Below are 23423 nucleotides of genomic sequence, written 5' to 3' on the forward strand. Positions count from 1 at the left end.
ACCGAAAAGTGCCTACTTCCCAAAAGAGAGTGACAATCTTAGAGTAACTGATGAAGGGAGCAATCACGGATATGAACATCACAGGAAACACGATTCTGATTACAGGCGGAGGCTCCGGCCTGGGCCGCGGTCTTGCCGAGGCTTTCCATAAGAGGGGCAACACGGTCATCATCGCGGGCCGCCGCCAGCAGGTACTGGATGAGGTGGTCGCGGCGAACCCCGGCATCGTGGCCATGACGCTGGATGTGACGAGCGAGCAGGCTATCGCCGAGTTTGCAGCGGAGCTGACGGCGAAGTTCCCCGCGCTGAATGTGCTGATCAATATGGCCGGCATCATGAAGCCGGAGAAGGTTATCGACACCAGGGTCGCCGAGGACACGATCATCACCAACCTGCTGTCGCCCATCCGCCTGACCGCCGCCCTGCTGCCTACGCTGGAAAAGCAGAAGAGCGCCACGATCATGACGGTCAGCTCTGGCCTGGCCTTTACGCCGCTGGCGCTGACGCCTACCTACTCGGCAACAAAGGCGGCTATCCACTCGTGGTCGCAGTCGCTGCGCTACCAGTTGCGCGGCACCAGCGTGGAAGTGCTGGAGCTTGCCCCGCCCTACGTGCAGACGGAACTGATGGGTCCGGGGCAGAAGGCTGATCCGCGCGCCATGCCGCTCGATGCATTCATCAGCGAGGTGATGCAGATCCTCGAAACGCAGCCTGAGGCGAAGGAGATCCTGGTAAAGAATGTCTACCCGCTGCGGTTTGCCGGCGACTTCAACGTGGAGAAGTTCGATGAGTGGTTTGACAAGTTCAACGCCATGCTGGCCGCGCCGCACGACTAGTTGTCCGGCTGGCCAGATGACTGGATGGCTGGAGCGTGTGGGTTTCTCCAGCCAACCAGCCATCCGGCCAACTAGAATATCGGCATGTTTCCCGGCCGGTCCTTTGTCACGCCACTCGTTCCCATTACCCTGGGCGATCATCCGCCTATCTGGTGCAAGCTTGAGTTTCTGAATCCTTCCGGTTCCACCAAGGATCGTATCGCCCGCTTCATTCTTGAGAAGGCCTTTCGCGAGGGCCGCATCCGCGAAGGCGATCTGATTGCCGAGGCAAGCTCCGGTTCGACTTCGATTGCCATGGCGCTGGTCTCAGCGCAGATGGGCTTCCGGTTTATTGCCGTGATGCCGGAAGGTGTCTCCGCCGAGCGCGCCATGATGATCCGTGGCTACGGCGGGCAGATCATCCTTACGCCGAAGGAAGAAGGCATCTTTGGCGCTCTGCGTGAGGTGCAGCGCCTGGGCCGCGAGCAGGGCGCGTTTCTTCCACTGCAGTTTGAGAACGAGGACAATGCCCGCGCACATCGTGTCGGCACGGCGCACGAGATCATCAACCAGATTCCCGGTGGCACGGTCGGCGCCGTGGTCAGCGGTGTTGGAACCGGAGGAACGCTGGTAGGCCTGTATGAAGGCCTGTGCGATTCCGGCTGCAATGTGACGCCGGTTGTCGCGCGGCCGATCAACAAGACCAGCTTCGGTGATGTGGAATGCTGCAGCTTCTCCGCGCGCATTCCTGGCGTGGTCGACAGCCTGAGCAAAATCTTTCGCGAGGACCGGCTTCCCGGCCTGATGACGGTTGAAGTGGAAGACGACGAGGCGATCGCTGTAACCCGCAAGATCATCGGCAAGGGCTTCCCCGTAGGCCCCAGCTCGGGACTGAACTTCTGTGCGGCGGTCGAAGTGGCGAAGAAAATTGACGGACCTGTCGTTACCGTCTTCCCTGACCGCATGGAACGCTACTTTACGACCGAGTTGTTCTCCGTTTACCGGTGATTTTTCATGGAAGGCTTGACAGCGTCAGCCTTCGTTCTGTAATTAACCGTTAGATTAAATAACTGAGTGGTGAAATATATGAACGATCAACTCAGCACGACGTTTGCCGCGCTGGCGGATCCCACGCGGCGGGCGATTCTGGCAAAGCTCTCGCTCGGCGAGACCTCTGTCTCGGAGCTTTCAAAGCCCTTCTCCATCTCGATGCCTGCCATTACCAAGCATTTGAAGGTACTGGAGCAGGCCGGACTGATCTCGCGCACGCGCAGTGCGCAATTTCGTCCGTGCCGGCTGCAGGCGGCTCCGCTGAAAGATGTGGCGGGATGGGTGGAGGAGTATCGGCGCTTCTGGACGGAGAGCTTTGACCGCCTGGAAGACTACCTGGCCACGGTGCAGGCAGCGGAGAGCAAAGAGCACAAGAAGAAAAAGAAGAAACGGAAACACTGACGAAGACGCGGCATCCGGCCGCCCAACCCAAGGAGCAATGTGATGGCAGCAGTTGTTGGAGAGACCCAGATTGTTGAGAGCCGTGTCTTGCGCGCGCCGCGTGAACTTGTTTTCCGTATGTTTACTGAAGCGGAGCATGTCAGCAACTGGTGGGGACCGCGCGGATTCCGCACCGTGACGAAACAGATGGATGTGGAACCTGGCGGGCTGTGGATTCACACCATGATCGGACCGGATGGGACAGAGTACTTCAATGAGGTGCGGTATGAAGTGGTCGACGCACCGCACAGGCTGGTCTACGAGCATGTGAACGATCCGTATTTCCGTGCAACCATCACGTTCACCGAAAAGACCGTCAGCCAAACCGAAGTGAGTTTTGTGATGGAGTTTGCCAATCGCAAGCTGCGCGATGCGATTGCCGAGAGCCGCGCACTGGAAGGCCTGGCCGACACCGTGTCCCGCTTTGAAGAGGTGGTATCGACACTGGGCGGCGAGGAGTTTGTGCTGACGCGCGAACTGCAGGCGCCGCGGGAGCTGGTCTACCGCTCATGGACGGAGCCGGAACGGCTGGAGAAATGGTTTGGCCCTGTCGGGTGCAAGCTGATCATCAAGCAGGCCGACATGCGTGAAGGCGGCCATCTGCTGTATGGCATGCAGTTCCCGGATGGCAACCTGATGTGGGGACGGTGGAGCTTCCGCGACCTTACACCCTACTCGCGCATCGTGATGGTCAGCTCCTTCGCCGATGAGCAGGGTGAGCCCACCACGCACCCCATGGCTCCGGACTTTCCGCTTGAAACACTCTCCACAACGACCTTCGAGGAGAAGAACGGAAAGACGCTGGTCACACTGCGGTCAAGAGCTATGTATGCGGGGCAGGCGCAACAGCAGTTCTTCGCACAGTTCTTTGAAAGCATGACGAAGGGCTGGGGCGGTACCTTTGGCCAGTTGGAAGCCTATCTTGCAGAAGAGCAGAAGGCATAACTTCTCACCACTCCACACGCAGGCCAAACTGCAACTGGCGCTGCCGTGTGTAGTCATTACCGGCCTGGGTCAGCGTTCCAAAGGGGCGCTGATTCAGGCCTTCGCTTAGAAGCGTGGCGGCATCCTGAAAGACAAGCTGCGTGACACCATTGCTGGTTGCTCCAACCAGGTACGCGCGCTGGGTCACGTTGATGACGTTCACATGGTTGGTCGCGTTGTATGCCTCGCCGAGCAACAGCAGGCGTGCCGGGCCATGGAGTGGCAAAGCCTTGCTGAGGCGCAGGTTCAGGTTCAGCGCGAAGGGTAACCTCAGCGTATTTGGGCCCACCGTTGGCAGATAGCGCAGACCGCCTGCTCCATTGATACTTTCGCGGCCGCCGCTCAAGGCGTCGCCGCCACTGATCATCAGGCTGTAGGGGCGGCCCGCGGATGCTGTGAGAATCGGAGCAATACTCCAGCCATTGGCGGCAAGCTGAAGCAGATGCTCGTGCAGGGTCCATTGTGGCTGCCACAGGCCGGAAGCAACGATGCGCCAGCGACGCTCAAGCGAAGAAACTCCGCGATCGTAGCCCACTTCGTACGGGTCAAACTGCCCATTGCGGTCCGGAATCGCGCTGGCGCTCTGGCCAAAATCAAGAGACTTCTGCCATGCCCCGGTTATCCGAAGATCCAGACCCTGGCTCATTCGTCTACGAGCTTCCACTAACAATGCGTTGTAGGTTCCGGTCACGTTGGAACGGATCGCCGTAACCGTGCCGAAGCTCGCGTTACGGCGTGCTGTGTACAGCGGCACAACGAAGGTGTCGCCATGGCGCACACCCACCGCGCCTGTGCCCCCCTTCAACTGAAAGGTGCCGCGCGTGTTTGCGGGAGCAATATTGATGTCCACGGAGTTCGGCAGGTACTGGCTCAGTGCGGTAACGCCGCTGATGCGCAGCAGCATTCCCCAGCCCAGCTGCCGCTCCAGCGAAAGATGTGCCTGCTGCACCATCGGCAGATGGAAATCGTTTGCAAACAGCATCGCCGCCGTGGTCCTGGCTGGCACACCGGCAGGGATGCAGCGATAGGTGGCCGGATATCCAAAGCTGGTGCCGGCCGAGGAACACTGTGGATCAACCTGTGTGCGTGAGGTGACGCGCACACTCACAACGCTGGAGGGCAAACCTGTGTCGGCCAGCGCGGTGCGAAGGGTCGCTCCTGGCAGACGGCCATACACAATGCCATAGCCTCCACGGACAACGCCCTGTCGCTCGCCGAAGGGCGACCACGCAAAGCCGACACGGGGGCCAAGGTTATTCTGCGGCGAAGGCAGGGTGCTGGTGGAGCCAACATCGCTGAAGGCAGCGTCCAGAGATGCGTTGGGCCGCTGTGCTGCAGGCAGCTGTAGATGGTCGTATCGCAACGAGGCATCGACGCTCAGCGTTCCGTTGATGCGCCACCGGATGCCGAGCCATGCAGCCCGCTCGCCCAGCGTGAACCGTGTAGCCTGCTGGCCAAAGCTTTGCGAGAAGCTTTGAAAGCAGAAGTAGTGCAGCGTTGCATTCTGCCCATTGGTGCACGCCGCGGTGGGGTATGCGTTTACATCGAAGGTGTAATCGGTGATCCAGTCCACCAGACCGCCCGCGCGTCCGTTGGTGGTGCCGCTGGAGTAAAGGTAGCTGCCGCCTTCGTTGGGCAGATTGTCGACCACCTCCTGCACGCGGCTGGTCTCCGCCCCGCCCAACAGGGTGACGTGTCCGTGTGTCCACGTAAAATTTGCGGCAAGCTGCCAGCGACGCTCATCCGGAAAGCCGCGGCGGTTCAGCGTGGCGGGCTTGCCGAAGTAAAAGTCGCTGGCGATGTTGACCTGCGGAGCGTAGCCGCCGGGCCCGGTGGCCGGCTCCTGCGGCAAGGGCGCGGGCGCCAGTTGGAACTCATAGTCATGCACCATGCGGGCACGCAGGTCGGTGGTGAAGCGGCTGCCCCATCGTGCTGCCCATTGCACCTGTCCGCCGTCGACATGCATGTTGTCATCGCCAATGCTGGCAAGGCCACGATCGACAACGGGGCGTGTGCGTGAACCGGCTGGCGAGCTCCAGCGCACGCTGTTGTAGCTCAGCATCAGCCGATGCCGTGCCGTAAGGTCGAAGTCCAGGCGCGGCATTTGAGACCAGTAATCGGCGCGGCGCGGGAGCTCTCCCATCAGGCTGTCCAGATAGCGTAGAGCGGAGTTGATGCGTGTATTGGTTACGCCCCGGTTCTGCAGCAGTGCGCGTTGTGTCGATGTCAGCAGGAAAAAGTTCGGGTCAGCCGGCGTGGAGACAGCCGGGAAGCTGCGGCGCTGCCATTCCGATGACCAGATGCCGTAGAGCCTGCCACGCCACAGTGGCCCGCCAAGCCGCAGGCCCCATTGCTGCCGCGTATCCTTGGGCTTCACCAGCGAGCTGCTGACCAGCCCGTTGTTGTAGCGCGTGACGATGGCCGTTGGGTCGAAGGCGTCCAGCGCGCTTTCGCGCCACAGAAAGAACATCGCGCCATGGAACTGCTGCGTGCCGCGACGCGTGGTCACGTTGACGGAACCGCCCGCGGCGCGGCCGATGCTGGCTGGAGCGCTGGTGGCGTAAACCGTCATCTCCTCCACCGCCTCGCGCGGTGCAATGCTCGCCGAGCGTCCGGAGGCGATCGCATCGCCGCGCAACGCCTGCGTGTTCTCGGCTCCATCCAGAAGCGCTGCGTTCTGAGCAGTGGGCACAGAGCGATAACTGATCGTCGGTGTTTCGACAGCTTCACTGGTTGTACCGGAGGTGCTGAGGATCGCCGGCAACATCTCCGCGCGGCGATCAAGAACGGGCAGTGCGTGCGCCTCGGTGTCGCTGATGCGCTCCCCTGCGGCTGGTTCCATGGAAAGCGGCACAGGAGGGGCATAGGCAAGATCGATCTGTACGATCCCCGAGGTGCTGACCAGGATGTGTGAGCGCGTCTGCGGCGCATGGCCTGCGGCGGTGATGGTTACGGTGTACTCGCCGGGGAGCAGGTGGACGATCTGAAAGCTGCCGGAAGCGTCGGTGCGGGTGAGCAACTGCTGCGCGGAGCCGGTCTGCTGGGCAAGCACCAGTGCCCCGGCAACGGGAGATCTGCCATCCATGACATGCCCCGCGATGGCATTGTCCGTCTGGGACACGATCTGGGAAGCCGCTTGTGAAAGGGCCTGTCCATGGACCGCGAGCGCATACAAAACCATGGCGCGCACGGCTGCCTGCATCATCCGCTGCATCTCTCTGTACCTTGCTCAACGTGAGAGAAATCAACTTCCTTCTGACTTGCAGCCTACGCAGCTTTTTGCGGTTTGGGAAGTAGTTTTGGGCAAAGAAAAAGGGCGGCGGCCGAAGCCGCCGCCCTTTGTGGGTTGTTCAGGTTAGAAGGTAACGCGGCCAGAGAACTGGAACTGACGCACCTGGTAAGCATAGTTGCCGTTCACACCCGAGCTCGACGGCGTTCCGAAGTTCGTCGTCGCGGTCAGGGTGTTGTTGGCCAGTGAGAACGCACCGCTGTTCACACCGGTGATGTTGCGGTGATTGGCGAGGTTGAACGCCTCAGCCATGAGCTGGAAGCTCACGCCTTCCTTGATGCGGAAGTCCTTCTGCAGGCGCGTATCGATAACGATGTTGCGCGGAGCGAAGAGCTGGTTACGTCCGAAGAACGGGATGAACGAGCTGACGCCCGTACCAGCCACGCCGGAGGAGTAAGCCTGCAAGCAGGCCGTGCCGCTGGTGCACTGTGCGCTGGGCGAACCAGAGCTGGTGCCTACCGAGTACGGAAGACCCTTCTGCATCTGGATCAGCGGCTTGATGGACCAGTCGTTGAGAAGGTAGCTAAGAGCACCATTGCTCTTTACACCCGGCAGATTGATGTTCGCCCAGCCCACGAGGCGGTGAGGAACGTTGATGTTCGAGTTTCCGTAGTTGGAGCGCGGGTTGTACGGATCCAGCCAGTTGTTGCCGGGGCTGAAGCTGGTCGACGAGCTCGGGGCGTAATCCAGAGCGTGTGCCCAGGTGTAGTTCACGTCGTACGAAATGCGCTTCCACTGGCGGTTGGTAACGTCGACCGTCAGGGCGTTGTAGCTCGAGTTTACGTTGCTGATCAGCGGCGTGATCTGGTTGTACGCCGGGTTCAGCGTGTTGGAGGTCGTGGTGTTGGCGACGGTGTTCCGGACGCTCGAGGAGTAAACCTTCTGCGTGAAAGTGGTTCCGCACGCAGCCACAAGGCAGTTCCCCGGAGCCGTAGCATTCGCCGCCAGCGTGTAGGTCACGTTGTAGGTCTGTGTCGGGTCCAGATTCAGATTCAGGAAGTTCGGTAGCTCACGTCCCAGCGATCCGATGTAGGAGACCGACAGAACATTGCGCTTGCCAAGATCCTGCTGGACCGTCAGATCAAACTGCTCGGTGTAGGGGTTCTGCAGGTTCTTGTCCAGATACAACACACCCAGCAATACATTTCCGCCAGGACGCGCGCTCAGTGTCTGTGGGAACTTGATGGTCTGCGGGGCGGAGGTCGTTCCGACGTTGGTTCCGTTATAAGCGGTGATCTGCAACTGTCCGCCCGCGCCACCGGTGGTGGTGTAAGCGCTCATCAGCGAGGCATTGATGATGCGGCCGTAGTAGATGCCGAATCCGCCGCGGACAACCGACTTGCCTTTGCCGAACGGATCCCACGCAAAACCGATACGCGGAGAGATATTGTTCTTGTCCGTAGGGTGGTTTGTTTGCTGCGGAACAGCAGAGTTGACAGCAGAAGCGTACGGCCCCGGGTAGGACTCGTAGTCATACCGTGCACCGAGATTGAGGGTCAGTGACGGCGTGACCTTCCAGTCGTCCTGGACGAAGTAGGCGGAGTCCAGCGTGGCCAGGTCGAAGGCCTGTGGTCCGAAGCCCTGCGACAGACCGCTGTGGCATCCGGCGGTACCGGTCGCGCTGAGGGTGGGAGTTCCGGAAGAGGTCAGCGGGTTGCAAGCGCCCGAGGGCTTCAGGATGTCGGCCAGATACAGACCTACGTTGGCATAGCTGTAGGAGCCGTTGCTCTGGTAAAGGTTGTTCTGAATGTCGTAGTTATGAACGAAGTCCACACCAAAGCGAAGGGTGTGTTTGCCGAACTGGTAGGAAGCCGTATCACCGATCTGCCACTTGCGCTCATCAGGATAGGCGGTGCGATAGCTATAGTAGGGCGATCCAAGGTTGAAACCACCAGCGGAGGCCGTGATGGACGCATACGTCGTCACACCGTTCGCGCCGACCAGGTGGTTCTTGGAGTAGTCGGTGTAAGGCTGCTGACCTTCCCAGTTCAGTTCGCGAGCGTACTGGTAACGCAGCTCGTTCGTCATGTGGTTGTTGATCAGCGAGCTGAGACGGGCGATGCCGTAGTCCAGCTTGACGAAGTCGGTACCGAAGGAGTCGCGGGCGTAGGAGAGAGCTGCCTGCGTCTGCACGCCGCCGGGCGAATCCCAACGCAGACGGTGGTAGTAAACGTCCAGCGTGTGCTTGGGCGAAATGACCCACGACAGCTTCGGAGTGTTGATGTTCTGGTGGCCGTAACGCGGCACCGAACCCAGGTCAGTGTTCAGGTCAGCCAGGGCAGCGTTGCACTGCGCCAGGCTGGCGCCAGTAGCGGTCAGCAAGCCGGAGGTCTGGCAGGGGCCGGCTGTCGCCGAGTAAAAGGTGGAAGGGTTACCCGAAACTGCGATGCCCGGGAACTGACGGTCGAAGACGTCGAACGCGTAGAACCAGAAGAGCTTGTCCTTGATGAGCGGACCGCCTACGCCGAAGCCGTACTGATTACGCTTGTCCTTGGGACGGATCACCTGCGGAGTGTAGGTGTTGGTCGTCGGGTTCAGCGTGGTCAGCGTCGTCTTCTCGTTCTTCGAGCTGGTCTTGTCGTTGCGGTGGAAGAAGTAAACCTCGCCATGCAACTGGTTTCCGCCGGACTTGGTGACTGAGTTCACCACGCCGCCTACGGCGCGGCCATATTCCGCGGAGTAAACGCCGGTCATCACCTGGAACTCGCGCACTGAAACCTGCGAGATCGAGTAGCCTGCGCGCGTACGTCCACGCTCTTCGGAGAAGAAGGCCTGGTTGTCGTCAGTACCGTCAATCTGAACATTGTTCAGGACCGAGGGGATGCCGCGGAAGCTGAGCAGGCCGAAACCCGAAGCATCGTTGGTGACGCCCGGGGTGGTCAGCGCAAGCGAGGACCAGCGGCGGTTGTTGATCGGGATGTTCGCGATTTCGCTGGTGCTGAGGTGGCCGCCAAAGGTCGCCGAGGAGAAGTCGATGGCCGGGATGTCGGCGACCACTTCAACGGTCTGCTCGGTGCTGCCGGTCGCCAGGTGCGGATTCAGCGTGGTGACGTTGCCGACGGTAACAATGACCTGGGTGGTTTTCGACGCCGAGAAGCCAGTTGCGTCGACGGTGACGGTGTAGGTGCCAGGGGGCAAAAGCGGGGCCTTGAACTCACCGCCGCCGGCGCTGGTCAAAACGACGTCCTGGTTGGTTCCGTCGTTATGGATGGTGATCTTAGCGTTGCTGATAGCCGCGTCCGTCGCGTCAAACACGGTACCGGAAATGGCACCTTGCGTGGTCGACTGGGCCACTGCGTTCAGACTTAGACCAAGTGTGGCCACAGCGGCCAAACCAAGAAAGCCTCTCAATTTACTCATGCTGCCTCCGAAAAACATCAATGCGCCCTCAGCCAGCGGTAGCTGGCCGGGCATGCCTCTTACAGAACTTTCAGGAAAAGGGCACTACTTCCAACATGGCACACCACCATGAATGGCTTGTAAACAGAAAATTCAAGGTGTTTTTCATGCCGATGAACCTTCGGTACACTAGTAAGTCGAGGAAGTTGAGGAAAAGCGCAGCGTAATGTTTATCGATGAGGCAAAAATCCGGGTCAAGGCGGGCGATGGCGGCAATGGCTGCATGGCCTTCCGCCGTGAGAAGTTCGTTCCCCGGGGAGGCCCGTCAGGCGGCGATGGAGGTCATGGCGGCAATATCTACATGACCAGCTCGGCCAGCCACAACACGCTGGTCCACTTCCGGTTCAATCCTGAGTACAAATCGGGCCGTGGAACTCACGGCGAGGGTTCCAACTGCTCCGGCGCCGCCGGCAAACCCATCACGCTCGAAGTTCCTGTCGGAACGCAGATCTACGACACCGACACCGGCGAACTGATCCACGACTTCACCCGCGTCAATGAGACCATCTGCATTGCCCGCGGAGGCCGTGGCGGACGCGGCAACCAGCACTTCGCCACCTCCACCCACCAGGCTCCGCTGGAGCATGAGCTGGGCCGCGCCGGCGAAGAGCGCCACTACCGCCTGGAGCTGAAGCTGCTGGCCGATGCCGGCCTGGTGGGCTATCCCAATGTGGGCAAGTCCACGCTGATCTCCCGCCTGAGCGCCGCCAAGCCGAAGATCGCCGATTACGCTTTCACCACGCTGGAGCCGAATCTTGGCGTCGTCAAGATCGGTGAGTACCCGCATACCTCGTCGTTCACCATTGCCGATGTGCCGGGACTGATTGAAGGCGCATCGCAGGGTGCGGGCCTCGGTATCCAGTTCCTGCGCCACATTGAGCGCACCTCGGTCCTTGTGCACCTGGTCGATGTCTCCGACGCCAGCGGCCGCGAGAACCCGGTCGAAGACTTCAAGACCATCACCAAGGAACTGGCCGAGTTCGGCCATGGGCTGGATTCGAAGCCGACGATTGTCGTCGCCGCGAAGATTGACTCCGCCAACCCGGACAAGCTGAAGAAGCTGCAGGCCTTCGCCAAGCGCCGCAAGCTTCCCTTCTATTCCATCTCGGCTGTCACCGGCGAGGGTCTGGATCCGCTGAAGTACGCGATCGCCAAGCTGGTTGAGGAGCACCGTCCTGACCCGGCGAGCGAAGAAGAGTACGTGCCTCCGGTCCTGCCGAAGCCGTTCCCTCCCCCTCCGCCAAGTTCCAGGACACGGTAAGTTTCTACGGCATGACAGCGGCGCGCTGTTCCAGAAGGAACTGCGCCCGCTCCGGATCACTGCCTGGCACTGGCTTTAGCGGAGCTCCTTCATACTTCGTGTAGCTGCCGCCCGCTCCGTTGGAAACCACAATCTCCACCCGCGCCACCTGGCCGGGGATGCGGCCGCCAAACCAGCGCGGATCCTCCTGCTGCTTCCAGGTCACGGCACCCAGCTTTGCTCCAAAGGGATATTTGCCGTCGGCGTGCGAGCGGGCGTAGTTCACGGCGGTGTCGTCGCCATAAAGCGTGGTCATGGATTGTCCCGGGTTGATCCACGAGGTAATGACTCGTCCGCTCCGCGGGTTCCACGGCAGTGATCCGTTCAGAGTGGCAGTCTCGTTTAATTCCGGGTAGGCGGCCTTCGGTGGCTTCGGGCCGCAACCACCCAGCAGAAGAGTCAGCGGAAGTAGGGCAAGAATTCGCTTCATTGGGCACCTGCAATCGGCATGGTGAAGACGTGGTCGGCATGGCGCACGGGTTCGTGGCAGCTGATGCACTCGTTCTGGAAGTGAGCATCCTTGCCATAGGGTTTCAGGTCGTCTCCGCGCCAGCGGCCCCAGCCCCAGCCTTCGGTGGAGGCGTATTTCCTGCTGTCCTTGATCATCAGTTCCACCTGCTGGAAGGCGCCGGTTGTAATGCCTCCCTTGCCGTCGGGCTTCTGGTACCAGGCCACCTTGGCAAAGACGGTGCCATCGGGCCAGTCGTCGATCTTGCCTTCTGCGATCGCCTTTAGTGCGATCTCGTTGCCAAGAATCTGCCGCATGGTGTGGTTGTCCCAGCGGTCGGTGCTGCTGATGGGCTTCCAGTCCTTGTACTCCGGCATGAAGGGAACGCCGTTCCATTCGGGCTGCACACGCAGCGGCATCTCGCCGGCCACAAGCCAGTGTTTGTACTGCGCCTCATCATCCGGAGCGGCCGCCGTGGTCTGCGGTGCCGCAGGAGGTGGCGTCTCAAGATAATGCCGCAGCGTGGCCAGCTCGGCCGGTGTTACCCCGGCTCCGCGATGCACGGCGAGGTAGCTCGGCAACGGCATGGCGCCGAGCTGAATCATGTTGACGCCTTCAAACAACGCTGCGCGCTGGGCAGCGGCGGGCTTTGATCCAAGGGTGGAGAAGTTCAGGTGCTCACGGCCTTCGGTCACATCGTGCTGCACAATCCAGTACGCCGGGGCAACCTTGTCGTACCAGGGCAGTTGCGTCTCGTTGGAGTGGCAGCTGTAGCAGCGTTGCCGAAGGATGTGTTTGACCTCGTCCGGTGCCTGGACCTCCGCCGTAACGGGTGGGTTCTCAAGCTTCGGTCGATATGCCTGCATGGCGCAGCCCAGAACCAGAAGAACTGCGCCCGTGCCTGCCAGAAAGTGCATGCGGGCCATCTTGTTTTGTACCTCTCCCCAATTCTGATGCGAGGACAGGAGAGACGTCCGCCCCCATTTGGGGGTGTTCTCAGTATGTTTCTCTTTTCGGGACAGGCCTGAAACCTTTCTTCAAAGTGGTACGTCCAGTGGGATATCTGTACATCTCTGGCATTGTCCGCGCGGGTTTCCCGCAGCGAACAAAGATCCTTCTATCGCTGTTTCAGAACAACACTTGATGAGGCTTTCGATGATCCGATCGTTTGTCCGCCGCGGTGTCTCTGCGGCTCTGCTGTTCTCCACTCTTCCCATGGCGGTTGCGCAACGGCGCGCAGCCGGCGGAGATGCGCCGGCTGCCGGAGGCCCTGTGCCCACCCTTGCGCAGCGCACGGCATCGCTGGAAAAGAAGGATGGTTTCCTTCCTCTCTATTACGACGCCAAAACCGCGCATCTCTACCTTGAGATCAAGGAATGGGACAAGCAGTTCCTCTATATCAAGCACAGCGCCTCCGGTACCGGAGCAGGCGTCAATCGCGGAGCCATCCAGCAGGGACAGCTTGTTCACTTTTCGCGTCTTGGCCCCAAGGTGCTGCTGACGGCCGAGAACACGCGCTGGCTGACCAGGACGGGCGAACCCGCGCAGGAAGAGGCCTATCGTGAAGGCTTCCCGCAGTCGGTCATTGGCGGCTTCACCATCGCGGCCGAGGATGAGAACGGCGCGGTGCTGGTGGATGCCACGGACTTCCTGATGCGAGACGCCATTGGCTACGCCTCGCGCCTGGGGACCGGCTTCCGTCTTGACCCGTCGCGTTCCAGCATCATCGACGCGCACACAAAGAACTTCCCGAAGAACACCGAGATCGAAACGCTGTTGACCTTCGGCAAGGAACCTTCCGGTGGAGGCTTCTTTGGCGGTGAGGGTGGCAGCGGTCTGGCTGCTGTTTCGCCTGACGCCAACAACGTCAGCCTGACCGTTCGCCAGTCCTTGATTGAGCTGCCGGACAACCAGTACAAACCGCGCATCTGGGACCAGCGTGCCGGCCAGCTGGTGAACAACGCCTACTCTGACTGGTCAAAGCCGTTGGGCGAGTCGCGCGAAACGCGCTACATCACGCGCTTCCGCCTTATCAAGAAGAACCCCAACGCCGAGGTCTCCGACCCCGTTGAGCCGATCCACTACTACGTGGACCGCGGCGCTCCGGAGCCGGTCCGCACGGCGCTGCTGGAGGGGCTTCGCTGGTGGTCGGACGCGTTTCTCGCGGCAGGCTTCTCCAATGCCCTGAAGGCTGAGCTTCTGCCCGAAGGTGCTGACCCGTATGACATTCGCTACAACGTCATCATGTGGGTACCGGAGGAGCAGCGTGGCTTCTCCAACGGAGCCTGCGTCTATGACCCGCGCACGGGTGAGTCCATCAAGTGCGAGGTCACGCTGACCAGCGGCCGCGAGCGGCAGGACTACCTGATCACTGAAGCCTTGCTCTCGCCCTACAAGACCAGTGACAAACCCGACCCGCAGCAGCTTGCCACCGTGTTGCAGCGTATGCGGCACCTGGCTGCGCATGAGAGCGGTCACACCATCGGGCTGGGCCACAACCATGCATCGTCGGCCTTTGGACTGGGTAGCTCGGTAGACGACTATCCGTTCCCCAACATTCAACTGGATGCCAAGGGAAACATTGACCTGTCACACGCCTACGAGCCCGGCCTGGGCCAGTGGGACAAGCAGGCCATCAACTACCTGTACCACCAGTTCCCGCCCAGCTATACAGCGGAGCAGGAGAAGGCTGGTCTCGAGAAGATCCTGCAGGACGGCATCAAGAAGGGCATGTACTTCCTGACGGACAACGGCCCCTCGACCATCCATCCGCACTCGTCGCAGTGGGACAACGGCCCCGACTCCGCCAAGGAACTGGAACGCCTGTGGAAGGTGCGCGCCGTCGCGATGAAGAACTTCTCTGACGCCGCCATCAAGCATGGACGTCCCATGGCGGAGCTGGAAGACACGCTGGTTCCCGTCTACCTCATCCACCGCTACCAGGTGGAAGCCGCGGCGCAGTCCGTCGCCGGTGAGGACTACCGCTACGCTGTTCGTGGCGATGGTCAGCAGATCGCACCGATGGTTTCTCCGGAGGCGCAGCGCGCAGCGGTGAAGGCGATTCTGTCGACGCTGAATCCGGCGGAGTTGACGCTGCCGGAGTCGGTCATCGGTCTGATGCCGCCTCGTCCTCCGTCCCTGCCGCGCACCCGCGAGAGCTTTACCGGCTACGCCGGCGATGCGTTTGATCCCATCGCTCCGGTTCGTGTTGCGGCCACCATCACGCTCGATGCCCTGCTGGACCCGGCACGCGCAGTGCGCCTGACGCAGTTCCACGCCCGCGATGCGAAGATGCCTTCGCTGGGCGAGGTGCTGGATGCGACTATTGACGCGACCTGGAAGTCGTCTGCGCAGACAGGCCTGGCCGAGCAGTCGAAGTTCGCTATCGACTACGCGGTGCTGGAACATCTGCAGGCGCTGAGCACCAGCAGTGACGTAACGCCTGAGGTGAAGGGACTTGCCGCGCAGGCGGTTGCCAAGCTGCGCGGCTATGCCGCGGACCAGGCAAAGAATGACAGCTTGAGTGCTGAAGCGAAAGCCTTCTACTCCGCCGCCTTTGCACCGGCGGGTGGAGCAGGCGGCGCTCGCGGTGGAGCTGCCGTTCCGGCTGCGGCTCCCGCGGCTCCGGGCCGTCGCCCCAGTGTCGATCACAACCAGATTCCGGCAGGAGCTCCAATCTAAACCCTTGGTCTCCGCCTGAATAACCCGATAGGCCGGTCCTCACGGACCGGCATTTTTTCGTCAGGAAGCAGGCCGCCCGGTGGGCCGCGGAGCGAGCTCCGCCGCATGGGTCAACACCAGGTCGCAAAAGCTCTGGGCCGTCTCCGGCAGTGCAGGCCCGGCCACGGTTGCCAGCGAGAAGGTCCGGCGCAGGGAAAGCCCATCCATATGTGCCAGCTTCAGCGTGCCCAGGGTCAACTGGTTCCGCACTGCCCAGCGTGAAACAAAGGCGATGCCTAAACCAGCTTCGACGGCCGAAAGCAGTGCTTCGGTCGAGGAAAAGATCAGCCCGTTGTTCAGGCCGGTCAGCTTTACGCCCGCGACCTTCAATGCGCGCTCCACAATACGGCGTGACCCGGAGCCGAGTTCGCGGCGCAGAAGCACCGCATGCGGCAGGTCTGACACGGGAATCTTCTTGTCGGCCCACGCATGGTGAGGCGGCACAATGCAGACCATGTGATCTTCCAGGAAAGGCGTGATCTTCAGGTCATGTCCCGTTGCCGGACCTTCAATCAGAGCGACCTCAATCTTCCCGGCGCGCAGCTCTTCCAGCATCTGCTGCGTGTTGCCGTAGCTCATTTCAAGGTGCGCGTACGGCGACCGCTTCAGAAATGCGGCAAGGAAGCCGGGCAGAAGGTACTGCCCAATGGTCTGCGACGCCCCCACCGACAGATTGCCCGCGACAATGCCGGTGGTGGCCGCGACGGCGGCCTGTGCCTCCTGCGCCAGGTCATGCAGCCGCTCCGCATAGGGGACCAGAGCCTTGCCCGCAGGCGTCAGTGTCACACGACCGGCAGAGCGGTCAAACAGCGAGACACCCAGCTCCGTCTCCAGCGCCTTGATCTGTTGCGTGACGGCGGGCTGCGTCAGCAGGAGCTCTTCGGCGGCCAGGCGGAAGTTCAAATGCCGGGACACGGAACGGAAGACGCGCAGGCGAAAGTTTTCCATGGGAGCTAGAACTCGATTCCCCGCTGCGCCAGGATGCCCTTCTGATAGGCGTGCTTCACCTCGCGCATCTCGGTGACGGTGTCGGCCAGCTCTACCAGCGACGGGTGCGCATTGCGCCCCGTCAGGATGACATGCACCATCTCCGGGCGCTGCTTCAGGGCTTCCACGACCGGCTCGGGGGCCAGCATCCCATAGCTGATCACGTAGTTGATCTCGTCCAGAACGACCATGTCCCAGTCGCCGGAGAGAAGTGCTTCCCGGCACATTGCCCAGCCCTCTTCCACCATGCGCAGGTCTTCCGGATCGGTCTCCGCCCCGCCTACCTTCACAAAGCCGCGGCCCAACTGCCTGATCTGGAAGTCTTCGCCAAAGGTGGCAATCGAGTCCTGTTCGCCATGGTGCCAGCTTCCCTTCAGGAACTGCAGCACCAGCACCCGCATACCGTTTCCGGCGGCACGCAGCGCTGTTCCCAGGGCTGCGGTGGTCTTGCCCTTGCCCGGGCCGGTGTTAATGAGGACCAGACCTCGTTTCGAGGAGGCGTCTTCGTTCATACTGCTAGTGTCCGCTGTGGTACGGGTGCCCGGCAAGGATAGTGAAGGCGCGGTACACCTGCTCCGCCAGCACCAGTCGCGCCAGCTGGTGCGGCAGTGTCATCCGGCCCAGGGAGAGCGTCATACCCGCCAGCTTCAGTGTGGCCGGCGACCAGCCGTCCGGAGGCCCAATGGCCAGCAGCGCCCGTCGCTTGCCGCCGTCGCGTGCCTGCCCCAGTTCGGCGGCAAATTCTTCTGATGTCAAGAGCTTTCCCCGGCTGTCCAGCAGGATGACAAGCACGGCGCCATCGCGCCTCTCACGCTCCACCCGCTCCACAAACTCTTTTTCTGACTTCAGCGCGATCTCATCCACGGGGGCAAACCGGGTGGTGCGGCGCAGATATTCCGCCACCTGGGTGTCCACGGTGCGGTCAGAACCGGCGGCGATCGTGACAAAAGAGAGCTTCACAATTGCGGATTCATCCAATTTTCAATAGCAGGAATTGTGAACATTCCATAAATCATATAACCAAGGGTGAATTTGCTCATCGTTTTGGATGGGAAGCCCCGTGTATGCAAGCGTTTGCAGCTTTCCGCGGGATTGGCATAAGTATTGCTACACCGATGTCCATCTAAAAATCTGGCGAGTGAGCCCAAATTAAGCACGACCTAAGACTAATAAAAGCTCACAAAAACAGAATTTCCCATAACCCCATTTCGGGAGATGCGCTGAACCTATGAAGAAGCTTTTCACTTTTGTAATCCTCTTTGGGCTGGTCCTCTGCACAGGCCCCTTGAAGGCCCAGACAACTGCTGGTCTGGGTACGATCGTTGGAACCGTAACGGACCCCTCCAAGGCGGCGGTTACCGGTGCCACGGTTACGCTGACTAACACGCTTACGGGCGAGACCCGTACCGCTACCACCAATTCTCAGGGTGGTTATCAGTTTCTGAATCTGCGCGTTACCTCTGGTTACAACGTCAAGGTTGAAGCTTCGGGCTTCTCCTCGTCCGAGATCAAGAACATTACGACCTCTGTAGGCACCGCGACCAGCGAAGATGTAACGCTGTCGGTCGGTTCGGAGTCGGTTGTTGTCTCCGTAGAAGGCGGAAGCGCCGAGCAGGTGCAGACCGAGACCTCCGCAATGTCGCAGGTCGTCGATTCTTCTGTCTGGAAGAGCTCCCCGCTTGAATCGCGTACCCAGAACGAGTTTGTTTCGCTCGTAGCCGGTGCAAGCCCTGACAGCGGTGCAACCGGCCGTGGTTTCGCCGTGAACGGCGCCCGTACGGGTACCGGTAACTTCCTCGTCGATGGTTTTGATAACAATGACCAGGGCCAGGGCGGGGGCGGCTTCACCTTCGGCCGCGGCGGCGCTGTGACCTCCATCTCCCCGGATGCCATCCAGGAGTATCGCGTTCTGACGCACGTTCCTCCCGCAGAGTATGGCCGCGCAGGCGGTTTCGCGACGGATACCGTGCTGAAGTCCGGTACCAACCAGTGGCATGGCTCGCTGTTTGAGTACAACCGTATTCAGACGCTGGCGGCTAACAGCTACTTCTCCAACCAGAACGGCCTGCGCGATCACCGCGTCCGTAACCAGTTCGGCGGCTCCATTGGCGGACCGATCTTCAAGGACAAGACCTTCTTCTTCGCGACCCTGGAAGTTCACCGCTTCCGCGAGGGAACTCCCTCGGTCGTAACCGCCACCACGCAGCAGTTCCTGAATTTTGTCGGCAGCGGTGCGTACCGCACCTTCATGGAAGGCACCACGCAGCAGAACACCGCGGTTACGACTGACAGCGACGGGAATCACTTTGCTCAGGTGGGCGCATGCCCTCTGAATCTGGGCAGCCCTTCGGGCTCCAATTGGGTAGGTGGAAACTGCGCCGGAGCGCTGACGAATTCCGGTACACAGGGTCCTGTCTTTAGGGCGCTGCTGGCGAAGTATCCCAGTTCGTTCCCTCTTGCTACGTCTGGTTTCAGCAATATCGCGCAGGGTCTTCTCTCGTCGAACGGTTGCTACAACGCTGCCTGCGACCAGACCATCACCACGTTGTTCCCGGTTCCGGTGTATGGACTTGCCGGCATTGTGTCCTCGCAGACTACGAACCAGAACCGCGGCAGCATGAAGATCGACCACAAGCTGACCGACAAGGACCAGCTGGCGTTCACCTACATTGTTGATCTGTACAACAGCGCCTTCAACAATGGCGGTGGCGACTCCACGCCTGGACCGGCTTATAACAATATCGGCGGTTCGCAGATCTTTGGCACGACCTGGACGCGTACCTGGACTCCGCGCCTGATCACGATGGCAAAGGCCAGCTATCTCCGTCACGTGTCTAACTTCTCTGCCCCTGGAACAGAGGGCGTTCCTTCCATCTACGCCGCCGATTCGCTGTCGACCGGCTTTGGTGCAACGGCTGGCTTCCCGCAGTACTTCACGGATAACCAGTTCGCCTATGAAGGTTCCGTAACCCGCAGCGCAGGAACGCATACCATCAAGGGCGGTTTCCGCTTCGTTCGTACACGGAACGGTTCGTCGTTCTATAACGATGTGAACGGAACCGTGATCCCATGGTCGGTGGAAGGTCTTGCGACCGACGGCCTGGCGGATCAGGACCAGTTGAACGCTATCCTGGGTGGCCCGTCGACTCTTGGCAGCCTCTACATGGCCAGCGCCTCGCTGGATCCAACCACCAATTCTGCTCCGGATCCGTATCGTGGCTATCGCGCGAAGGAGTTTGCGGCCTACATCCAGGATGACTGGAAGGCCAACAGCCGCCTGACCCTGAACTATGGCGTCCGTTGGGAGTACTTCGGACCGCCGCATAACTTCAAGAAGGGCTTCGATTCCAACGTTTACTTTGGAAACTTCGGAACCCCAACGGCGACCGGCAACCCCAACCTGCCGAACACACCGCTGCTCGCTGCCACACAGGGCGCATCCTTCATCCAGAAGGACAGCGATATCTGGAACAAGGACACGAACAACTTTGCCCCGCGTGTTGGTCTGGCGTATGACACCATGGGCAACGGCAAGCTGGTTCTGCGTGCCGGCTTCGGTATCGGCTACGACCGCCTGTACAACAACGTCTATGAAAACATCCGCTTCAACGCTCCTCGCTTTGTCGATAACGCGTATGGCTATGGTGCGGGTTCGGGTGTTATCGGCTCCACGCTGCGCAGCCAGGTCTACCAGGCTCCGTTCACTGGCAATGCTGCCCTGGCCGTCGCCGGCGCCAAGCCGGTACCGCGTCACATTGACCAGCGCCTTGTAACCGCTTACTACGAGCAGGCTCACCTGAGCGTAGAGACGGGCTTCAAGGGCTATGTCCTGGAAGCTGCGTATGTTGGTACATTCGGCCGCAAACTGATTGGCCTGATGAACATCAACACCTTTGAAGGCCGCGTTGCCTGCCCCGCCGGTGTTACCGGTACGCAGCAGACGAAGTGCGCCGCACAGGGTTACCCGAACGGTTACAGCACGGCTCGTCCGACTTCCGTCTTCAACAACGACAACTTCCGTACGAACCTGTTTGGCTCCAACTACAACGGTGGCCAGGTCAGCCTTCGTAAGAGCTACGCGAAGGGCGTCCAGCTGTTGGCGAACTACACCTACTCCAAGGCGATGGACCAGATCTCGGATGTGTTCACCGTCAAGGGTGGCGCAACCGGCATCGTTTCGCCTTACAATCCGCGCTACCAGTATGGCGCGGCTGACTTTGACGTTCGCCACAACCTGGTTGTGACCTCGAACATCGAGTCGCAGTGGAAGAAGAACAACCTACTGCTGGGTGGCTGGGCTGTGTCGCCGATCTTCAAGTGGCGCAGCGGTACGCCGATCTACATCAAGAACGGTTCGAGCACCTACGATCCGAACAAGGATGGCGTGACCGGTGTGGAACTGGCGGTTTATCGTGGCACGGGCAATCCGCGCAACTCGATCAACCACAATGTCAGCCCGGCAGAAGGCTTCATTACGGCCGGAACCTGGGGCCAGTACACCTGCCCGACTACCTGGTGCGATGTTCCGGTGCAGCGTAACAGCATCTACGGACCGCGTTACATCAACCTGGACCTCGGTGCAATCAAGCGCTTCCACATCACGGAGCGTCACACGTTCACCTTCCAGGCGAGCTTCTTCAACATCTTCAACCACACCAACTTCGATAACCCGATTGGCGACACCAACAACGCCAACTTCGGTAAGTCCACCTCGGCCGCTGATCCGCGTATCACGCAGATGAGCCTGCGGTACGATTTCTAACTCGAAGTCATCAACCAACAGAAAGGCCGCCCGAAAGGGCGGCCTTTTTGCTTTCTGGAGCCGGAAATCAGCCTAGCGCTTCTTCGCGGCTTTCTTTACAGCTTTCCTGGCAACTGTCTTCTTCACAGCAGCCTTTTTCACCACGGCCTTCTTGGCAACAGTTTTCTTTGCTGGAGCCTTCTTCGCCGCGGCCTTTGTTGCCGTTTTCTTTACGGCTTTCTTGGCTACGGTCTTTTTCGCGCGTACAGCCTTCGACTTCGCCGCCAGATCCTCGTGCATCTCCGCAACGGAGATCGTCGTGGCCGACTTGCGCAGCCGCTCCAGGCCGTAGAACTCACGCTTCTCCGGGGAGAAGATGTGGACGATGAAGTCCACATAATCCATCAGGATCCATTCGGCCTGCTTGCGGCCTTCGACCGAGTTCGGATACACACCGAACTGGCGCTTCAGCTGCAGCTCAATCTCGTCTGAGATGGCGTCGTTCTGGCGCTCGTTGGTGCCGTTGCAGATCAGGAAGTAGTCGCACAGACCGCTCTCTGAGGGGTCAAGCTCGAGGATACGGATGTCCTCAGCCTTCTTGCTGTCGGCCGCTTCCGCTGCGGCCAGAACCAATTGCTTGCTCTCGTTGGTCGCCATTCTTCTCCTTCAGTACATCCTCAAGGATAGGACATCGTACCGAATCGCGCAGGTTTCCTGCTAGCCATGTTTTGGTGGCTGGTAATTGCCTGCCGGTGGACGAAAGGCAATGGCCAGCCGGTTCCAGGTATTGATCTGGGTGATCGCCAGGGTCAGCCGGACAATCTCGCCCTCAGTGAACTGCGCCTTCACCTGCGCGTAGACGGCATCGGGAGCGTGTCCCTGCTGGATATTGGTGATCGCCTCGGTCCAGGCCAGGGCTGCCTGCTCGCGGGGGGTGAAGAAGGTGGTCTCGCGCCATGCGTCCAGGGCGAATAGCCGCTGCGTGGTCTCGCCGGCGGCCATGGCGTCCTTGCTATGCATGTCGATGCAGAAGGCGCAGCCATTCAGCTGCGATGAGCGCATCTTCACCAGCTCCATCAGGCTGGCTTCCAGCCCGCTGTTGTTGATCACGTGTCCAAGCTGCGTCAGGGCCTTCAAGCCTTCAGGAAACGCTGCCGGGTAGTTGATGCGTTGTTCGTGCATGGGTGTTTCTCCTTACTTCGCCGGCGGTACGACTGTCTGCGAGGTGTACCAACTGGCATCTACACTCTGGATGCCGGCCGGGCTGATGGTGACTCGCAAAAATCCGCGGGCCTGGTCTGCCGTGTTCAGCTGGTATTTGCCGCTGAGCGGAGGCGCAACGCGGGTCTTCGCGGCAACGCAGGGATTGACCGCCAGCGCATTGTCGACGCCAGCATACGTCGACAATGCGCTGTCATGGAAGTGCCCGGTGAAGATGCCGATGACCTTCGGCCCGCATGCGGTCTGCTCCCAGTCCTTGCGCAGCGCGTCGTCAATGTCCCACACGGGATGCTTGCGGTAGGGATCGATCAGGTCAGGCGCATGGGTGAAGATGACCAGAGGCTGCGGCGAGTCGTCAGCCAGATCGCCGATCAGGCTGATCTGCTCGTGCGGGCAGTTGATCGGCTCTGGCGCTATGCCGCAGGGCGAGGCAAAGTTGTCCTTTGACTTGATGCTGACCGTATCCATGCCTGCAAACCGCAGGCCGCGGATGACAAAGGCGTTCCTGGTCAACAGAGGATAGACCTCCGCACCATGCTTGACCTTCATACGCTCCTGCAGCAACGCCAGGAAGCAGCTGAAGCGGCTGGCGTCGGCGATGCGTTCGTGGATGACGTCGTTGTTGCCGGCGACGAAGAAGATGCGTGTGACCTTCAGCGGCGCCAGCAGGTCGGCCACCTCCTCCACGGCGTTGTCCAGGCGAAACGGCGGCAGCCCCTCGGCGTCCAGCGGCACGGGTGTTGCCGCGCAGCGTGACTGCGAAAAGTCCACATTCTGCAGGCCAAGATCGCCGGTGAAGACGGCGAAGTCCGGATGGAAGTCACTGGCGTTCATAGCGGCGATGGCCCAGCGAAAGGCGCGGCGATCGTCGGCGGCTACCTTGAAGGCCTCCTCGCGCGGCATCTTGTCGCCGTCGTCGAACAGGTGCGCGTCCGTGAACTGGAAGAAGCGTACCGGCTCCTGCGTGTGGAGCGTTGAGCAGGCGAACACGAGCAGCAGCAGGGAGAAAAGACGTTTCACAACGTCAG

General features: G+C 60.5%; 17 protein-coding genes and 1 pseudogene. 8 read left to right on the top strand and 10 right to left on the bottom strand.

Going from position 1 to position 23423, the window contains the following annotated elements; genetic code table 11:
• Nucleotides 1–50: 50 nt before the first annotated feature.
• The 4 genes from OHL13_RS15515 to OHL13_RS15530 all read left to right on the top strand — a co-directional run bounded on the left by OHL13_RS15515 (nucleotide 51) and on the right by OHL13_RS15530 (nucleotide 3251).
• The gene (locus OHL13_RS15515) at nucleotides 51–836 is read left to right on the top strand and encodes an SDR family oxidoreductase (protein ID WP_317889932.1); all 786 of its coding nucleotides are present in this window, start codon (nucleotides 51–53) and stop codon (nucleotides 834–836) included.
• A gap of 84 nt (nucleotides 837–920) precedes the next feature.
• Complete coding sequence (locus tag OHL13_RS15520; protein ID WP_263411036.1) at nucleotides 921–1823, top strand: PLP-dependent cysteine synthase family protein; 903 nt, start codon at nucleotides 921–923, stop codon at nucleotides 1821–1823.
• 78 nt (nucleotides 1824–1901) lie between these two features.
• Complete coding sequence (locus tag OHL13_RS15525; protein ID WP_263411037.1) at nucleotides 1902–2267, top strand: ArsR/SmtB family transcription factor; 366 nt, start codon at nucleotides 1902–1904, stop codon at nucleotides 2265–2267.
• Nucleotides 2268–2309: 42 nt separating this feature from the next.
• On the top strand, nucleotides 2310–3251 hold the full coding sequence (locus tag OHL13_RS15530; protein WP_263411038.1) for an SRPBCC family protein: 942 nt from the start codon (nucleotides 2310–2312) through the stop codon (nucleotides 3249–3251).
• A gap of 4 nt (nucleotides 3252–3255) precedes the next feature.
• On the opposite strand, the gene OHL13_RS15535 is transcribed toward OHL13_RS15530, so the two are convergent.
• Nucleotides 3256–6504 (bottom strand): TonB-dependent receptor, encoded by a 3249-nt coding sequence (locus OHL13_RS15535; RefSeq protein WP_263411039.1) that lies wholly within the window; start codon nucleotides 6502–6504, stop codon nucleotides 3256–3258.
• A gap of 141 nt (nucleotides 6505–6645) precedes the next feature.
• The gene (locus OHL13_RS15540) at nucleotides 6646–9939 is read right to left on the bottom strand and encodes a TonB-dependent receptor (protein WP_263411040.1); all 3294 of its coding nucleotides are present in this window, start codon (nucleotides 9937–9939) and stop codon (nucleotides 6646–6648) included.
• 205 nt (nucleotides 9940–10144) lie between these two features.
• On the opposite strand from OHL13_RS15540, the gene obgE reads away from it, so the two are divergent.
• Nucleotides 10145–11239 (top strand): GTPase ObgE, encoded by a 1095-nt coding sequence (gene obgE / locus OHL13_RS15545; protein ID WP_263411041.1) that lies wholly within the window; start codon nucleotides 10145–10147, stop codon nucleotides 11237–11239.
• A 4-nt stretch (nucleotides 11240–11243) separates the two neighbouring features.
• On the opposite strand, the gene OHL13_RS15550 is transcribed toward obgE, so the two are convergent.
• Together OHL13_RS15550 and OHL13_RS15555 are read right to left on the bottom strand one after the other, a co-directional pair.
• Complete coding sequence (locus OHL13_RS15550) at nucleotides 11244–11708, bottom strand: cytochrome P460 family protein (RefSeq protein ID WP_263411042.1); 465 nt, start codon at nucleotides 11706–11708, stop codon at nucleotides 11244–11246.
• Nucleotides 11705–12652, bottom strand: coding sequence for a heme-binding domain-containing protein (locus OHL13_RS15555; RefSeq protein WP_263411043.1), 948 nt, complete (start codon nucleotides 12650–12652; stop codon nucleotides 11705–11707). The genes OHL13_RS15550 and OHL13_RS15555 overlap by 4 nt, the downstream gene beginning before the upstream one ends.
• Nucleotides 12653–12881: 229 nt before the next feature.
• Between OHL13_RS15555 and OHL13_RS15560 the strand changes: the two genes are divergently transcribed.
• Nucleotides 12882–15407 (top strand): zinc-dependent metalloprotease, encoded by a 2526-nt coding sequence (locus OHL13_RS15560; protein WP_263411044.1) that lies wholly within the window; start codon nucleotides 12882–12884, stop codon nucleotides 15405–15407.
• Nucleotides 15408–15467: 60 nt separating this feature from the next.
• On the opposite strand, the gene OHL13_RS15565 is transcribed toward OHL13_RS15560, so the two are convergent.
• Genes OHL13_RS15565 through OHL13_RS15575 form a run of 3 tightly spaced genes read right to left on the bottom strand, consistent with a single transcriptional unit; the run spans nucleotide 15468 to nucleotide 17393 of the window.
• A complete protein-coding gene (locus OHL13_RS15565; RefSeq protein ID WP_263411045.1) occupies nucleotides 15468–16394 on the bottom strand; it encodes a LysR family transcriptional regulator in 927 nt (308 codons plus the stop codon).
• Between the two features lie 5 nt (nucleotides 16395–16399).
• Entirely contained in the window at nucleotides 16400–16945 is a 546-nt protein-coding gene (gene cobO / locus OHL13_RS15570) for a cob(I)yrinic acid a,c-diamide adenosyltransferase (protein ID WP_263411046.1), read from the bottom strand.
• Between the two features lie 4 nt (nucleotides 16946–16949).
• Entirely contained in the window at nucleotides 16950–17393 is a 444-nt protein-coding gene (locus OHL13_RS15575; protein WP_263411047.1) for a 23S rRNA (pseudouridine(1915)-N(3))-methyltransferase RlmH, read from the bottom strand.
• A 268-nt stretch (nucleotides 17394–17661) separates the two neighbouring features.
• Here OHL13_RS15575 and OHL13_RS18765 point away from each other — a divergent pair.
• Nucleotides 17662–17985 (top strand): annotated as a pseudogene (locus tag OHL13_RS18765) (carboxypeptidase-like regulatory domain-containing protein); the annotation flags it as partial.
• Between the two features lie 84 nt (nucleotides 17986–18069).
• Entirely contained in the window at nucleotides 18070–21195 is a 3126-nt protein-coding gene (locus OHL13_RS15580; RefSeq protein WP_449649500.1) for a hypothetical protein, read from the top strand.
• A gap of 72 nt (nucleotides 21196–21267) precedes the next feature.
• Here the strand turns inward: OHL13_RS15580 and rsfS are convergent, their stop codons facing one another.
• From rsfS to OHL13_RS15595, 3 genes are read right to left on the bottom strand one after another with little or no spacing between them, the layout of a single operon-like run.
• Nucleotides 21268–21831 (bottom strand): ribosome silencing factor, encoded by a 564-nt coding sequence (gene rsfS, locus OHL13_RS15585; protein ID WP_263411049.1) that lies wholly within the window; start codon nucleotides 21829–21831, stop codon nucleotides 21268–21270.
• A gap of 60 nt (nucleotides 21832–21891) precedes the next feature.
• Nucleotides 21892–22356, bottom strand: a complete 465-nt coding sequence (locus tag OHL13_RS15590) for a carboxymuconolactone decarboxylase family protein (RefSeq protein ID WP_263411050.1) — start codon at nucleotides 22354–22356, stop codon at nucleotides 21892–21894.
• A gap of 12 nt (nucleotides 22357–22368) precedes the next feature.
• Nucleotides 22369–23415: a metallophosphoesterase family protein gene (locus tag OHL13_RS15595; RefSeq protein WP_263411051.1), complete on the bottom strand. Its 1047-nt coding sequence runs from the start codon at nucleotides 23413–23415 to the stop codon at nucleotides 22369–22371.
• Between the last annotated feature and the right edge of the window lie 8 nt (nucleotides 23416–23423).

The sequence above is a fragment of the Terriglobus tenax genome (assembly GCF_025685395.1).
In the GTDB taxonomy this organism is placed as follows: Bacteria; Acidobacteriota; Terriglobia; order Terriglobales; family Acidobacteriaceae; genus Terriglobus; species Terriglobus tenax.

Excerpts from the sequence above, each read along its gene's own strand:
- OHL13_RS15515 (WP_317889932.1), top strand. The coding sequence starts at position 51 with ATGAAGGGAGCAATCACGGATATGAACATCACAGGAAACACGATTCTG.
- OHL13_RS15580 (WP_449649500.1), top strand. The coding sequence starts at position 18,070 with ATGTCGCAGGTCGTCGATTCTTCTGTCTGGAAGAGCTCCCCGCTTGAA.
- OHL13_RS15550 (WP_263411042.1), bottom strand. The coding sequence starts at position 11,708 with ATGAAGCGAATTCTTGCCCTACTTCCGCTGACTCTTCTGCTGGGTGGT.
- rsfS (WP_263411049.1), bottom strand. The coding sequence starts at position 21,831 with ATGGCGACCAACGAGAGCAAGCAATTGGTTCTGGCCGCAGCGGAAGCG.
- OHL13_RS15535 (WP_263411039.1), bottom strand. The coding sequence starts at position 6,504 with ATGCAGCGGATGATGCAGGCAGCCGTGCGCGCCATGGTTTTGTATGCG.
- obgE (WP_263411041.1), top strand. The coding sequence starts at position 10,145 with ATGTTTATCGATGAGGCAAAAATCCGGGTCAAGGCGGGCGATGGCGGC.
- OHL13_RS15590 (WP_263411050.1), bottom strand. The coding sequence starts at position 22,356 with ATGCACGAACAACGCATCAACTACCCGGCAGCGTTTCCTGAAGGCTTG.
- OHL13_RS15555 (WP_263411043.1), bottom strand. The coding sequence starts at position 12,652 with ATGGCCCGCATGCACTTTCTGGCAGGCACGGGCGCAGTTCTTCTGGTT.
- OHL13_RS15530 (WP_263411038.1), top strand. The coding sequence starts at position 2,310 with ATGGCAGCAGTTGTTGGAGAGACCCAGATTGTTGAGAGCCGTGTCTTG.
- OHL13_RS15560 (WP_263411044.1), top strand. The coding sequence starts at position 12,882 with ATGATCCGATCGTTTGTCCGCCGCGGTGTCTCTGCGGCTCTGCTGTTC.
- OHL13_RS15540 (WP_263411040.1), bottom strand. The coding sequence starts at position 9,939 with ATGAGTAAATTGAGAGGCTTTCTTGGTTTGGCCGCTGTGGCCACACTT.
- cobO (WP_263411046.1), bottom strand. The coding sequence starts at position 16,945 with ATGAACGAAGACGCCTCCTCGAAACGAGGTCTGGTCCTCATTAACACC.
- OHL13_RS15565 (WP_263411045.1), bottom strand. The coding sequence starts at position 16,394 with ATGGAAAACTTTCGCCTGCGCGTCTTCCGTTCCGTGTCCCGGCATTTG.
- OHL13_RS15520 (WP_263411036.1), top strand. The coding sequence starts at position 921 with ATGTTTCCCGGCCGGTCCTTTGTCACGCCACTCGTTCCCATTACCCTG.
- OHL13_RS15525 (WP_263411037.1), top strand. The coding sequence starts at position 1,902 with ATGAACGATCAACTCAGCACGACGTTTGCCGCGCTGGCGGATCCCACG.